12 protein-coding genes are annotated in these 13499 nt (G+C 51.5%); 11 read left to right on the top strand and 1 reads right to left on the bottom strand.

All coding sequences use genetic code 11. The features are described 5' to 3' along the window. Nucleotides 1–56: 56 nt before the first annotated feature. Together JQN73_RS04205 and JQN73_RS04200 are read left to right on the top strand one after the other, a co-directional pair. Nucleotides 57–986, top strand: a complete 930-nt coding sequence (locus JQN73_RS04205; RefSeq protein WP_205321887.1) for an electron transfer flavoprotein subunit alpha/FixB family protein — start codon at nt 57–59, stop codon at nt 984–986. Nucleotides 987–1203: 217 nt separating this feature from the next. Next, on the top strand, nt 1204–2994 hold the full coding sequence (locus tag JQN73_RS04200; protein ID WP_205321886.1) for an acyl-CoA dehydrogenase: 1791 nt from the start codon (nt 1204–1206) through the stop codon (nt 2992–2994). Between the two features lie 80 nt (nt 2995–3074). Here the strand turns inward: JQN73_RS04200 and JQN73_RS04195 are convergent, their stop codons facing one another. Beyond that, nucleotides 3075–3641 (bottom strand): hypothetical protein, encoded by a 567-nt coding sequence (locus tag JQN73_RS04195; protein ID WP_370551312.1) that lies wholly within the window; start codon nt 3639–3641, stop codon nt 3075–3077. 360 nt (nt 3642–4001) lie between these two features. Between JQN73_RS04195 and rpsP the strand changes: the two genes are divergently transcribed. The 9 genes from rpsP to JQN73_RS04150 all read left to right on the top strand — a co-directional run bounded on the left by rpsP (nt 4002) and on the right by JQN73_RS04150 (nt 13439). Further along, the gene (gene rpsP, locus JQN73_RS04190; protein WP_205321885.1) at nt 4002–4256 is read left to right on the top strand and encodes a 30S ribosomal protein S16; all 255 of its coding nucleotides are present in this window, start codon (nt 4002–4004) and stop codon (nt 4254–4256) included. A 101-nt stretch (nt 4257–4357) separates the two neighbouring features. Continuing rightward, a complete protein-coding gene (rimM, locus tag JQN73_RS04185) occupies nt 4358–4906 on the top strand; it encodes a ribosome maturation factor RimM (protein WP_205323175.1) in 549 nt (182 codons plus the stop codon). A 136-nt stretch (nt 4907–5042) separates the two neighbouring features. Continuing rightward, on the top strand, nt 5043–5798 hold the full coding sequence (trmD, locus tag JQN73_RS04180; RefSeq protein WP_205321884.1) for a tRNA (guanosine(37)-N1)-methyltransferase TrmD: 756 nt from the start codon (nt 5043–5045) through the stop codon (nt 5796–5798). Between the two features lie 369 nt (nt 5799–6167). Continuing rightward, a complete protein-coding gene (rplS, locus tag JQN73_RS04175) occupies nt 6168–6551 on the top strand; it encodes a 50S ribosomal protein L19 (RefSeq protein ID WP_108439945.1) in 384 nt (127 codons plus the stop codon). A 260-nt stretch (nt 6552–6811) separates the two neighbouring features. Further along, nucleotides 6812–7483: a CoA pyrophosphatase gene (locus tag JQN73_RS04170; protein WP_370551311.1), complete on the top strand. Its 672-nt coding sequence runs from the start codon at nt 6812–6814 to the stop codon at nt 7481–7483. A 338-nt stretch (nt 7484–7821) separates the two neighbouring features. Further along, on the top strand, nt 7822–8778 hold the full coding sequence (locus JQN73_RS04165; RefSeq protein WP_205321883.1) for a CobD/CbiB family protein: 957 nt from the start codon (nt 7822–7824) through the stop codon (nt 8776–8778). 248 nt (nt 8779–9026) lie between these two features. After that, the gene (locus tag JQN73_RS04160; RefSeq protein ID WP_205321882.1) at nt 9027–9392 is read left to right on the top strand and encodes a DUF3579 domain-containing protein; all 366 of its coding nucleotides are present in this window, start codon (nt 9027–9029) and stop codon (nt 9390–9392) included. A 504-nt stretch (nt 9393–9896) separates the two neighbouring features. After that, complete coding sequence (gene fumC, locus JQN73_RS04155; RefSeq protein WP_205321881.1) at nt 9897–11288, top strand: class II fumarate hydratase; 1392 nt, start codon at nt 9897–9899, stop codon at nt 11286–11288. A 357-nt stretch (nt 11289–11645) separates the two neighbouring features. Then, nucleotides 11646–13439, top strand: a complete 1794-nt coding sequence (locus tag JQN73_RS04150) for an autotransporter assembly complex family protein (protein ID WP_205321880.1) — start codon at nt 11646–11648, stop codon at nt 13437–13439. The last annotated feature ends 60 nt before the right edge of the window (nt 13440–13499 follow it).

Below are 13499 nucleotides of genomic sequence, written 5' to 3'. Positions count from 1 at the left end.
GAAATTGGACGATCCTCCATTGCCTGCGACCGCAATACCCAACATCAGGAGATACCATGACTGCTCTCGTCATTGCCGAACACGATAACGCCACCTTAAAAGGTAGCACCCTTAACACCATCACCGCGGCATCCCAATGCGGCGGCGAAGTCCACGTTCTGGTCGCAGGTAAAGACTGCGCTGCGGCAGCTCAGGCTGCGGCAAAAGCCTTAGGTGTGACTAAAGTATTGGTTGCCGATACCGCTTATTTTGCCGATGGCCTGGCAGAAAACATTGCTGAGCAAGTGCTTGCGCTGGCGTCGGGCTACAGCCACATTCTGGCACCGGCAACCGCCTACGGCAAAAACATCCTGCCGCGCGTCGCTGCGCGTCTGGATGTCGGTCAGATTTCAGAAATCGTCAAGGTTGATAGCCCCGACACTTTCGAGCGTCCAATTTACGCTGGTAACGCCATTGCAACCGTGCAGTCGATCGATGCAATCAAAGTGATTACCGTGCGTACTACAGGTTTCGATGCTGCTGCCGACGGTGGTTCAGCCACGGTTGAAAACATCACTGCGGCGGCCGATTTTGCTAAATCAAGTTTTGTCTCGCGTGAGCTGGCTAAATCAGACCGCCCGGAACTGACGGCGGCGAAAATCATCGTTTCCGGTGGGCGCGGTATGGGTTCTGCGGAAAATTTCAAGATATTGGAGCCATTGGCAGACAAACTGGGCGCGGGCATGGGTGCGTCGCGGGCTGCAGTTGATGCCGGTTTTGTACCGAACGACTGGCAAGTCGGCCAGACCGGCAAAATCGTCGCGCCTCAGTTGTATATCGCGGTCGGTATTTCTGGCGCAATCCAGCATCTTGCGGGTATGAAGGACTCCAAAACCATCGTTGCCATTAATAAAGATGAAGAAGCACCGATCTTTTCGGTCGCCGATTACGGGATCGTTGGCGATCTGTTTGAGATCGTGCCGCAATTGGTAACCGAACTGGGTTAACTATTCCAGGGAGCACTGCATGATTGCGCCCATAAAGCACCGCCGTAGGCAGGGACGGCGGCTGTTGGCGGCACAATTCAGAGGCACAAATCAGGGGACAACCTACCGGCACATTATTGTCGCGTAGCCGTTGCTTAAAGCAGTCTAATGAGAACGTTTTGTAAAAACGCCATGGCAGTATTACGGAAGTAGTAGTGCCCATTTTTTGGAGTACTTAATGAGTTACGTCGCGCCGTTAAAAGACATGTTGTTCGCTCTGAACGCAGTTGCTGGCCTTGATCAGATTAATCAACTTCCTGGTTGCACCGACGCCACTGCGGAGACTGTCGAAGCAGTACTGCAGGAAAATGGCCGGTTTTGTAGTGAAATAGTCGCACCGCTGAATCGCTCTGGCGATCAGGAACCAAGTTTTTGGCGCGATGGTAATGTATTTACCAGTAAAGGATTTAAAGAGGCTTACAAGGCTTTCGCAGAGGCCGGCTGGCAAGGGATTCAGCACCCGGAAGAGTATGGCGGTCAAGGTTTGCCAAAATTGGTGGGCACGCCGTGCATCGAAATGCTGAATGCCGCTAACCTGTCATTTGCCTTGTGTCCGTTGCTAAGCGATGGTGCCATTGAGGCGTTGTTGACGGCTGGCACCGATGAGCAGAAGCAAATTTATCTGGAGAATCTGGTGTCCGGAAAGTGGACCGGAACCATGAATCTGACCGAACCGCAGGCGGGTTCCGATCTGGCGCAAGTGCGCACGCGGGCCGTGCCGCAGGCCGATGGCACATATAAAGTTTCGGGTACCAAGATTTTTATCACCTACGGTGAGCATGATATGGCCGAGAACATCGTCCATCTGGTGCTGGCGCGTACCCCTGATGCCCCTGAAGGCGTCAAAGGAATTTCCCTATTCGTTGTTCCGAAATTTTTGGTCAATGCAGATGGTTCGCTGGGCGACCGCAATGATGTGCATTGTGTTTCGATTGAACATAAGCTTGGTATCAAAGCGAGTCCGACGGCCGTCTTGCAATTTGGTGATCACGGTGGTGCGACCGGGACTTTGGTCGGACTGGAAAATCGCGGCCTTGAATACATGTTTATCATGATGAACTCAGCGCGCTTTGGGGTCGGAATGCAAGGCATTGGTATTGCTGAACGGGCTTATCAAAAGGCGGTGAACTTTGCCAAAGACCGGATCCAGTCTCGCGACCTGAGTGGCTCGGCGGGACCGGTGGCAATTATTCACCATCCCGACGTGCGTCGTATGCTGATGTCGATGCGTTCGCAGGTTGAAGCGGCGCGTGCATTGGCCTATGTCACCGCAGCGGCATCCGATATCGCGCATCATCATGCTGATGAGCCAACGCGCAAAGCTAAGCATGCGTTTTATGAGTATCTGGTCCCTATTGTGAAGGGATGGTCTACCGAGATGTCGGTTGACGTGGCTTCTACCGGCGTTCAGATTCATGGCGGCATGGGTTTCATTGAAGAGACCGGCGCTGCGCAGTTTTACCGCGATGCACGGATTTTGACCATTTATGAAGGTACCACCGCAATTCAGGCGAATGACCTGATTGGTCGCAAGACTGCGCGTGATGGCGGTGCCGTGGCGAAGGGTATCGTTGCTCAGGTGAGAGCTACGCAGGCCGAACTGGCAGCCAGCAGCAATCCGGATCTGGTCGCAATCGGAACGCAGTTGGCGATCGGTGCGGATGCGATGGAACAAGTGATTGATTACATCGTTGCAAATCTGAAAAGCGATATCAAGGGCGTATTCGCAGGTAGCGTGCCGTATCTGAAATTAGCAGGAATTGTGCTTGGTGGTTGGCAATTAGGACGCTCGGCCTTGATTGCCGCAGCAGAACTCACAAAAGGCGAGGGCGATAGCAGCTTTTATCGCGCCAAGATCGGCACTGCACGGTTTTTTGCTGACCATATGCTGGCTCAGGCAACCGGGCTGCAGACGTCCATTTTGAGTGGTAGCGTCGGCGTAATGGCATTGACGGAAGAGCAATTCTAAAACGCGGGTTTTGGGAAAAAAAGCAGCCATTGGCTGCTTTTTTTTCCTGATTTTTTTAGTTTGATTGAGATTTGCAACGATCAGCCGTAAGAGCCACCGGTAAACAATAGGTCAAAGGTGCGAGCGATGGTCCCGATCAAGCCAATCGCACCGACTCCAACCGACAATACGATAATCAAGGCTATCAGCCAGGTGGATTCGGACTTTTTGCCTGAATGGGCATTTTGTTGCGCATCCCATTTCTCATCCGGCATCAGGCCTGTGACTAATGCCTCAAGAATCGCAATCAATTCCGAAGCAATGAAAGGGGCAAATAAAAATAATTTTTGTTGATCCGGCCATAGCCCGAGCGCCAGTAGGGACAGTGGCAAAGTGACAAAATGTATCCAGCCCCAAACGTCTTTGGCCCCGTATAAATAAAATCGATGTAGTCCGATGCTCCCGAAGACCGTCGTGATAAAAGTGGCGAAGGTTTTGTTTTTATGTTTGGTCGTCATTGAGGTGAGAGCAATATGGCTGAGCGTATCGGTGAAGGGACGGTGAATGAAGCGGTAATCTGGCGCAAACATGCAGATACGGTGGAAATCCTCCTGATCCACGTGCGCCGCGTGATCCGGGCGATCAGGGTGATAACGGATCGCAAACAATAATTTTCAGTCATGCCTCGGCTCGTCTCTTAAGGGCGTTGCTAACTGAGGGCGTAGTGTAACTTAACCATTGCGGAGTTGTATGGCGGAAATCGCCGTCTTCGTAGAATAAGAAGGCCCACCGTGTCATGGCACGGCAGCAACTCTGGTTTGACGCTTGATGCGTGAAAGTGTCAAAAAGATTGGTACGTGCACTTTAACGCATTGGAATTGAAGCGCTCTACAGCCATAGAACCGTTAATATGAGGCGATTGATGCAGTCCCACGACACTCTCTGCCAGTGCGAGGTTGCAGGGTTGGCCTAACTTGCGTTATAATTTGCGGCTTTTTCCGTGTTCGACAACACTTTTTGGAATCATTATGGTCGTTATTCGTTTATCTCGTGGTGGCGCTAAGAAGCGCCCGTTTTACAACATCGTAGTTACTGATTCGCGCAATCGTCGCGATGGTCGCTTTATTGAGCGTCTGGGTTTCTACAATCCGGTTGCATCTGGTGCGTCGGAAAGCTTCCGTATTGCGCAAGATCGTCTGACCCATTGGGAAGGCGTTGGCGCGCAAATGTCGCCAACCGTTGCTCGTCTGGTCGCCCAGGCTGGTAAAAAAGCTGCAGTTTAATTCTGTCGCTGGCAACTGATTTGTCTACGCTCATTTCAGCAGCTATCGTGGCTCCGGTCGCAACAGCTGCAAAAACTGCGGAATCGGCGCAATCAGGAGTCATGACTAGCGTTGTGACTCCTGCAGATTTGATCATGGTCGGTTATATAACCGGTGCCTATGGACTTCAGGGCTGGGTACGGATAAAACCGTATTCGCCAGATGCTGATGCGTTACTGAATGCCAAAAAATGGTGGCTGGGTAAGCCAAACATGGCAGATCTGCAAGATGTCGAGATGATGCAAGCCAAAAACCACAGTGGTGACATTGTGGCCCGTTTGGTAGGCATTGTCGGACGTGAGGCTGCTGAGGCGCTGAAAGGCACCGCAGTGCACGTTCGCCGTAGCCATTTTCCTGCATTGGACGATGGAGAGTTTTACTGGATTGATTTAATCGGTCTGGCGGTTGAAAATCTGCAAGGTGAGCAATTGGGTGTGGTGGCAGACCTGATGGACAATGGAGCACATCCAATTTTAAGGATTACGCTACCAGATGTTGTCGGTCAGGATAAGGCTCCAGCTGAATTGTTAGTGCCATTTGTGGATCAATTCGTCAAGACGGTTGATCAGACGGCAAAAAAGATCACGGTGGACTGGGGTCTGGATTATTAGGCTCTTATGTTTCCGCATGCTTTTGAATACAACTTCTTGATTGTTCGTTGGGGTCTACGTCCAACCTTCGATCCTGGCGCGATCTTTCAGCTTAGGCAGCGGACAGTTCTGGTGGAATGTAAAGCAGGTGGGCGTTATGCAATTTGATGTCATCACGCTGTTTCCAGAGATGTTTGCTGCATTAACGCAGTCGGGTGTTACCCGACGCGCATTCGAACAAAAAAAGTGCGAATTGGCGCTGTGGAATCCTCGCGATTTCACCACCGACAATCACCGTACCGTTGATGATCGGCCTTATGGTGGTGGTCCTGGCATGGTTATGCTGGCTAAACCACTGGAAGCGGCGATTGGCGCTGCCAGGCAACGTCAGCAGCAACAGCATTCAATGTCGCCTCGGGTGGTGTATTTGTCGCCGCAAGGGCGCCCATTGACACATCAACGGGTGATGCAACTGAGCGCAGAACCGGGTCTGGTGTTGTTGTGCGGACGTTACGAGGCCATTGATCAGCGCTTGCTGGATCGCTGTGTCGACGAAGAGATCAGTCTTGGTGATTTTGTTTTGTCTGGTGGCGAGCTGCCTGCGATGGCGCTGATGGATGCCGTTATCAGGCAGTTACCGGGCGTACTAAACGATGGCGCTTCGGCAGTAGAAGATAGTTTTGTGAATGGCTTGCTGGATTGCCCACATTACACCAGACCGGAGGAATACGATGGTATGGCTGTACCAGCTATTCTGATGGGCGGGCATCACGCTGAGATCGAAAAATGGCGACGTCAGCAGATGCTATTGGCAACTGCGAGCAAGCGCCCGGATTTGATCCTCAAAGCACGTCAGGACGGATTATTGACCGCGAGCGACGAAAAGTTTATTAGCGCTATCGAAGCTGCTTAGCGCAATGTTTTAGCGTGACCGTCGGGTGTGTTGAAGCGGTTCAACAGTATTTTTTAAGTTTTAAAGTTTTAGAAGTTTTAAAAGTAACGGCAATCAATCTTGCCAGAAATAGTTTAATTGCTGAACCGAATTTCAGGACTTACGCAAAACTGTCCCAACAACGGGTTTGCCAACTCTGCCGGCACGGACCATATCTTAGTTCCATGCTGCGTAGATGTCAGGCACGCACAGCACATTGGATTGAGGGCAATTTTGGGTAAGTCTTATAATGTTGTAAGAAGGGCGACCGACCGGTCGTATGTGTAACCCCATCCTCTACTGAGCAGTGCATTGCACATAGCGTCAGCAAGATGGTATATGGAGCTAAAAATGGATCTGATCCAACAACTTGAGCAAGAAGAAATTGCCCGCCTGGGCAAAGTTATTCCTGAATTCGCACCTGGCGATACTGTTATCGTTAGCGTCAATGTAGTCGAAGGTACGCGCAAACGTGCTCAGGCTTACGAAGGCGTTGTGATTTCACGTCGTAACCGTGGTTTGAACTCTAACTTCATCGTCCGTAAAATTTCTTCCGGCGAAGGCGTTGAGCGTACATTCCAGTTGTACTCACCTTTGATTGCTTCGATCGAAGTGAAGCGTCGCGGTGATGTACGTCGCGCTAAGTTATACTATCTGCGTGAGCGTTCGGGTAAATCGGCGCGTATCAAAGAAAAATTGCCACAACGTCGTACTGTCGCTAAAACAGCAGCGTAAACAGATACAGGTCTGGCATGTAGTTTGCAAGAGGGAGGGCGCCAGAAGGTGCCCTTTTTTTGTTGTTATGAGTTCGTTTGGTATGCGTGCGCCGAGTCCGTTTGTGGTTGCACTAACGGGTGCAGCCGTCTCACTGTCTCACTATACTGTCGTGCGCAAGCAGACGTTTGTTAAGGCGGGTGCCTTTATCGCAAGCGCTAGGGAGTGACCGCTTTCGGGAGTGCCACGCCAGATCGTAACGCGACGTGTTAGGAATTATTTTGGTCAAACTTACTCTCGATCCTCTGATGATGCCAATTGACGCCGTCGCTGGTGAGATGGCGCTTGCGCCCGATCGGATGAACGCTGACTGGCTACGACAACGCTTCGCCCGACCGCCTCTATGGTTTCCCGAAAGTGTCGGACAGCAATTGCGTGGATCGGTGGGAGAGGGCACGCCCACAGCGGCTGCGGTCCTGATCCCGATCATCATGCACCCCGACGTGCCAACGTTATTGTTCACGCAGCGCACGGCACATTTGACGGACCACGCAGGCCAGGTGAGCTTCCCCGGCGGAAGGTCTGAACCCTCTGATAGCTCGCCGACCGAGACGGCGTTACGTGAGGCAGAGGAAGAGATCGGGCTGCCACGTGGAGAAGTAGAAGTAATCGGGACCTTACCTGAATATTTTACCGGGACCGGTTATCGTGTAACGCCTGTCGCCGGACTTATTCGGCCCCCCGCATCACTACGTGCTAATCCCGATGAAGTAGCGGAAATTTTCGAAGTGCCACTCGCCTTTTTGATGGATGGTCTGAATCATCAATTGCGGACTTTCGATTTGCCCGACGGTTACCGACGGACATTTTACGCGATGCCGTATGAGCGATTTTTCATCTGGGGCGCGACCGCGGCCATGCTGCGTAACTTATTTCACTTTCTTCGCGCATAATTTGCTGACGTGAAGGAGGCGCCTAAGCCAGTTCTTATAACGTTCGCTATCACCAGCTTCGGTCTGATGATTGATGTCGCGGCGTTAGTGCTATATCTATCTATGCGCACACATATGCGGCCTCTGGACCGCTATAAAGAAATAAATTCTGGTAAATGACGGACAAATTTGATTCTGCCACTGGCCTGCGTTATCGTATGGTCTATTGCGTGATTTAAAGACGATTATGCAGAACTACTCAGCCTCGGCAAGCTGCTGATAATTGGCATGATTAGCAGTAGCACGATTTGCGACAGTTTTATAAAATAAACAGGATTTGCTGACTTTTAAGGCCGTTGATGACTTTTCTCTCCATTCTGTTTGCATTATTAATCGAGCAATTAAAACCGCTTCGAGCGGATAATCCGGTCTATACATGGGTCAAGCACTTCGCCCTTGTAGTGGAAGGTTGGTTAAACGCAGGGCAAGCGCGGCACGGGAGGTTGGGGTGGTTTTGTGTGATGCTGGCCTTAATGGTTCCCACAGCGTTAATTTATTGGGTCTGTGTGCACATCGGCGCATGGGCAGCGTTCATATGGAACGTTGTGATTGTTTACCTGACCTTAGGGTTTCGACATTACAGCCATTACTTCACCTCTATTCAATTGGCTCTCAATACCGGCGACGACGCGACTGCACGCACGTTGCTGGCCGAGTGGACCAAACAGGATACAACCGATATGGAGGTGGGTGAAATATCTCGCATCGCGGTGGAAAAGGCTTTAATCACGACGCACCGGAACGTGTTTGGCGTATTTTTCTGGTTCCTGATGCCGCTAGGCCCAGCTTGTGCAGTGATGTACAGAGTTGCTGAGTATCTGGCGCGGGCCTGGAATGAGCCGGATCACATGAAAAGTGAAGAGTTCGGTCGGTTTGCAACCCAGGCATTTTATTGGATAGATTGGATCCCTGCGCGATTGACCGCGGCGGCTTTTGCTGTTGTGGGTAATTTCGAGGATGCCATTTTCGCCTGGCGCAATTTTGCTAACCGCTGGAAGAGTGAAACCGATGGCATTATTTTGTCATCCGGCGGTGGTGCGATGGGTATTTTGTTGGGTACCCCGGATGAAAATGCCAGTGATTTTCTTCCGGTAGATGCCGCGACCGTGGACTCGACGGGAATCGAGACTGACAGTCCACCGGGCGATTTGCCTACCCCGCGTGCGCTCCAAAGTACGGTTGGCCTGGTTTGGCGCGCCTTGTTATTGTGGATGTTTTTGCTACTACTTTTTTCAGTGGGCGTCTGGTTGGGGTGACCGTTCTTCCGGACAATGGACCATCTAATTTTTAGATGGTCTTCTATAAGATATAATACGTAAGAATTGATTGCGTAATTGTGGATTGGACTAACCGACCGGTTCGCGGTCGATTGATTGGTGAATGGCCGTGCATGCTTTGTACGTTCGCTCCAATCACCTTCAATTACATAAAACCCTTGCTCTCATCTCACGAGGATGCTGAGAATATGTTTATTGTAAGTATCAAAGAGAAATGAGCCTTCCCCATGGTAGATACCATTAAACCCCCTAATGCGCCTGCCCGTGAATTTTTTATTCAGGGAATAACCTCTGATGGGCGTCAGTTTCGTCCAAGCGATTGGGCGGAGCGTCTATGTGGCGCGATGTCATGTTTCCGCCCCGAAGGCGGCGGCGGTAGAAACTCGCATCTTCTCTATTCTCCGTACGTCCTGCCAACATTACTGAATGGGATTCGTTCGGTCGTCGTGAATGAAGATCTACGCGAAATCGAGCCGCTTGCGTACCATTTCGTTGTAAATTTTGCAAAAGACAATGATCTGCAAATAGTGCACGCATGCTTGCTACCGGAAACCGATCCGGCTGTGACCGCGCCATCCCCTAAATATCCTTAATATTGAAACGGCGCCAAGCGTTTGGCGTTGGCCAGACCTGCTCGTGGCAGTGGGGCTTGGTGACTTCTGGTAGTAATTAATTCCAGTAAATACCCTGCAACACATAGCAAATGTGATCAGACTAGATTACGTGCAATCATCTACTATGATAGCTACCAGACATAATTGGCTAGCACTTAAGCATCATTGGACGTCCATTAGCCGCATTAGCCGCCGCTAGAGAATCGGGTAAACTTTTTCGATTCGTCAACTGGTCGAGAGGTCTTGTCAGGCTTCGTCCTGGCAACTAATTGATCGTGAAAATTCGCCATTGACGCATGGAACGTAAGTACCAATTTGGGGTCGAAAATGCCGCCGACTTTACGATACGGAGCACGCGGAATCCAGTACCGCGATTTCCGCTGCATCGCACCTTTACGTATCCCGAAATCCGAATAAGATCTGGATCGGGTTCATCGGTATACTGGAAACCCTGAAGTTACCTTTTACTTTTTGGAGCTAAAGATGGCAAGTATCAGAATTGAACGAGACACGTTTGGCAATATTGAAGTCCCCAGCGCACGACTCTGGGGCGCCCAGACGCAGCGCTCTTTGGCCCATTTTGATATTTCTACCGAGCGTATGCCGACCGAACTGATTACGGCGCTGGCTTATGTCAAACATGCTTGCGCGCAAGCAAATTTGGACCTTGGAAAGCTACCGGAATCAAAAGCCAATGCGATTATGCAGGCGGCGACAGAGGTCAGTAGCGGCAAGCATCCGGACGAATTTCCTTTGGCGGTCTGGCAGACCGGTTCGGGCACGCAGAGCAACATGAATATGAACGAGGTTCTGGCCAATCGCGCTTCAGAGATACTTGGCGGGGAACGGGGCGAGGCACGTTTGGTGCACCCTAACGACGCCGTCAATCTTAGTCAGTCATCGAATGATATTTTCCCGACAGCGATGCATGTTGCTGCGGTATTGGGCATCAGCGAATTGTTGTTGCCGTCATTGAGGACATTACGCGATACATTACAAAAAAAATCCGTCGCGTTCAACGATATTGTCAAAATCGGCCGCACCCATTTACAAGATGCCACGCCGCTCACGCTCGGTCAGGAATTTTCTGGCTACGTCGCCCAACTTGATTTTGCCGAACGGAATATTGCCGCATCCCTGGATGGATTGTGTGCTCTCGCGGCTGGCGGCACGGCCGTCGGTACTGGCATGAATGCCCACCCGGAGTTTGGCGCACGTGTCGCTGCCGAGCTCAGCAAAGCACTGAATGCCTCATTTCGCACCGCCGAAAACAAGTTTGCCGCGCTTGCTGCACATGACGCGCTGGTGGCCGCACATGGCGCATTGAAGGCGCTGGCAGCGGCCTTGATGAAGATTGCCAATGACGTGCGCTGGATGGCGTCGGGGCCGCGTTCTGGCCTGGGCGAAATCAGTATCCCCGAAAACGAGCCCGGCAGTTCGATCATGCCCGGTAAGGTCAATCCGACCCAATGCGAAGCGCTGACGATGATCTGTTGCCAAGTCTTCGGGAATGATGTCGCCATCAATTTTGGCGGCGCATCCGGTAATTTTGAATTAAATGTCTTCAAGCCTTTGATCGCACATAACTTTCTGCAGAGCGTGCGTCTTCTGACCGATGGCATGCATAGTTTCGACCATCATTGTGCGTCAGGCATCGCCGCCAATGAGGACCGTATCGCGGAACTAATGGCGCGCTCGCTGATGTTGGTGACCGCATTGGCACCGCACATCGGTTACGATAAGGCGGCTAAAATCGCCAAGCATGCGCACCACGATGGCAGTACCTTATTACAAGCCGCTCTGGATCTAGGTTATGTTACCGAGGAGGAATTCACCGCCTGGGTGCAGCCATCCAGGATGACCGCCCCAGAATAACCTTCGGCGGAGTACCTCCTGGCAACATTGCCGGGAGGTACTACGTGCAAGCAGGTGAAACAAAGTTAAATCGCCTGATTAACCAGGATTGCGGCGGGACTTGGCGCTGGCATTATTTATAATGACAGTTGCATATTTTGTCATGTCGGAAACTCTTGTCATCCGATCTGTCTTTATTGTCATCGCTTTGTGCTGCCGGGTAACGGGAATATGATTTCGAAACGCTATCAGCGCAAACTGACTTTTGGTTAAATCTCAAACGCTTATGGTTCAATTTTCTGCCGTATTTACTGCCTCATATGGCCATTCCAGGATCGACGCTGCGTCGATCTGCTTTTGTTGCGGGGCTGCTTGCGCATGAGGACATACCGCCGCCGCAAATATGCCTTCTGGTTCGCAAGCCCACTCTGCGTTGCGGTTTTTGGCGTCCTCTTTCTTCATGGCACGAACGCTTTTGCTGTGTATAAGGTCGAGATTGAGGCACCTAAAGAAATCAGTGCACTACTGAAAGAGCACCTCGATCTGGTGCGCTACAAGGATCGGGCCGATATCAGCGACGACCAGCTAAAATTCATGCTCGACACGGTGAATGATCAAGTTGCCCAACTTACCTCTACTGAAGGTTATTTTTTGCCGACTACTGAAGTGACGGTCGCGCCTGGTGAGGTCAAAGTAATCCATCTGAAAGTCGATCCGCATCAACGCACGGTTGTGTCCAGTGCAACTATCGATGTGACCGGAAAAGTGGTGATGGAAGTGCCAGAGCGGATTCCCCGGATTCAGCGCAACTGGCGTTTGCCGGTCGGCCAGCCGTTTCGTCAGAGTGATTGGGATTCCGCCAAAGAACATAGTTTGCAGCTGTTGCAATACAAGGGATTTCCATCGGCGAAGATCGTGCATTCCGAAGCTAAAATTGAGGCCGACAATAGCGCTGCGCAGTTGTCGGTGGAATACGATAGCGGGCCGTCATTCACGCTGGGTGGGCTCCAAATTGCCGGCACAAAACGCTATCCAAATACGATCATCCAAAACGTCAACCCACTGAGCGTGGGTGAGAATTACGACCTGGACCGTTTGCTCTACCTGCAACGCCAAATACAAAATACCGGCTATTTCGGGAATGTGATCGTCGGCATTGACGATGATCCGAACCATCCAGCATTGACTCCGGTGAAAGTCCAGGTCACCGAATTTCCGGCGCAACGCCTGCGTGCCGGGGTCGGATATGCGACAGACACTGGTGCGCAAGTGCAGGGTGGCTATTCGAATTACAACGTGTTCGGGGATGCCTGGGTGTTTGATAGTACGGCTAAAATTGAGCAGCGCCAGCAGTATGGTTCGCTCAGCCTGAATATGCCGCCGGACCAGCGCAGCTTTGTGAATGGGATTAATTCCTCGTATGATCGCACCACGTTGCAAGGGGTGGATTTGCGTAGCCAGAGGATCGGTTTGAAACGTGCGCGTTCGCTGGAAAATTACGATACGGCGCTGACGCTTGATTATTATCGGGATTCGCTACAGCAGACTGATGGTGCGGTCTTACCGCCAGACACGGTCGTTTTGCCGGGCAAACATCAAGCCGTTGTGCCGGGATTTAGCTGGACCCGACGGGACGTTGATGACCAGATTTTTCCGACCGAGGGCCATATATTTTCTGTCCAGACCGGTATCGCTTTAAAAGGCTTACTCACCGATCAAAGTTTCTTTCGTGCGTATCTGCGTTATAAGAAATACATTCCGATCGCCAAACGCGACATCATCATTTTTCGTCTGGAAGGCGGTGCAGTCTTTACCAAAGGTGATAGTGCGGAAGTCCCGGCGTCCCTGTTGTTTCGTGCGGGGGGAAACGAATCGGTGCGCGGGTATAGTTATCAGAGTATCGGCAATACCCAAAATGGAACCGTCTATCCAACCAAGTATCTGGTGACTGCCAGCGCTGAATATCAGCACTGGTTCAATCATAGTTGGGGTGCTGCGGTGTTTTACGATATCGGCGCGGCGACGAATAGCTGGGTAGACCGGCAAATCAAGGTCGGCACGGGAGTGGGCGCGCGTTGGCGCAGCCCGGTTGGGCCTGTCAACCTTGATCTGGCGTATGGGGTGCAAGCCAAACAATTTCGACCGCACGTTTCACTAGGCATTGCGTTCTGATCGACTTTCGATTGCCGGCAGAGGGCCACGGGACCACTGATGTAAGCGCAGATTCGTTCA

The organism is Glaciimonas sp. PAMC28666, assembly GCF_016917355.1.
Taxonomy (GTDB): Bacteria; Pseudomonadota; Gammaproteobacteria; order Burkholderiales; family Burkholderiaceae_D; genus Glaciimonas.
This window is presented reverse-complemented; position numbering and strand designations above follow the sequence as displayed.

What these genes read in the sequence shown, in the direction of transcription:
- fumC (WP_205321881.1), top strand. Translation starts at nt 9,897, where the DNA reads ATGGCAAGTATCAGAATTGAACGAGACACGTTTGGCAATATTGAAGTC.
- JQN73_RS04200 (WP_205321886.1), top strand. Translation starts at nt 1,204, where the DNA reads ATGAGTTACGTCGCGCCGTTAAAAGACATGTTGTTCGCTCTGAACGCA.
- rplS (WP_108439945.1), top strand. Translation starts at nt 6,168, where the DNA reads ATGGATCTGATCCAACAACTTGAGCAAGAAGAAATTGCCCGCCTGGGC.
- trmD (WP_205321884.1), top strand. Translation starts at nt 5,043, where the DNA reads ATGCAATTTGATGTCATCACGCTGTTTCCAGAGATGTTTGCTGCATTA.
- JQN73_RS04165 (WP_205321883.1), top strand. Translation starts at nt 7,822, where the DNA reads ATGACTTTTCTCTCCATTCTGTTTGCATTATTAATCGAGCAATTAAAA.
- rpsP (WP_205321885.1), top strand. Translation starts at nt 4,002, where the DNA reads ATGGTCGTTATTCGTTTATCTCGTGGTGGCGCTAAGAAGCGCCCGTTT.
- JQN73_RS04150 (WP_205321880.1), top strand. Translation starts at nt 11,646, where the DNA reads ATGAGGACATACCGCCGCCGCAAATATGCCTTCTGGTTCGCAAGCCCA.
- rimM (WP_205323175.1), top strand. Translation starts at nt 4,358, where the DNA reads ATGACTAGCGTTGTGACTCCTGCAGATTTGATCATGGTCGGTTATATA.
- JQN73_RS04160 (WP_205321882.1), top strand. Translation starts at nt 9,027, where the DNA reads ATGGTAGATACCATTAAACCCCCTAATGCGCCTGCCCGTGAATTTTTT.
- JQN73_RS04205 (WP_205321887.1), top strand. Translation starts at nt 57, where the DNA reads ATGACTGCTCTCGTCATTGCCGAACACGATAACGCCACCTTAAAAGGT.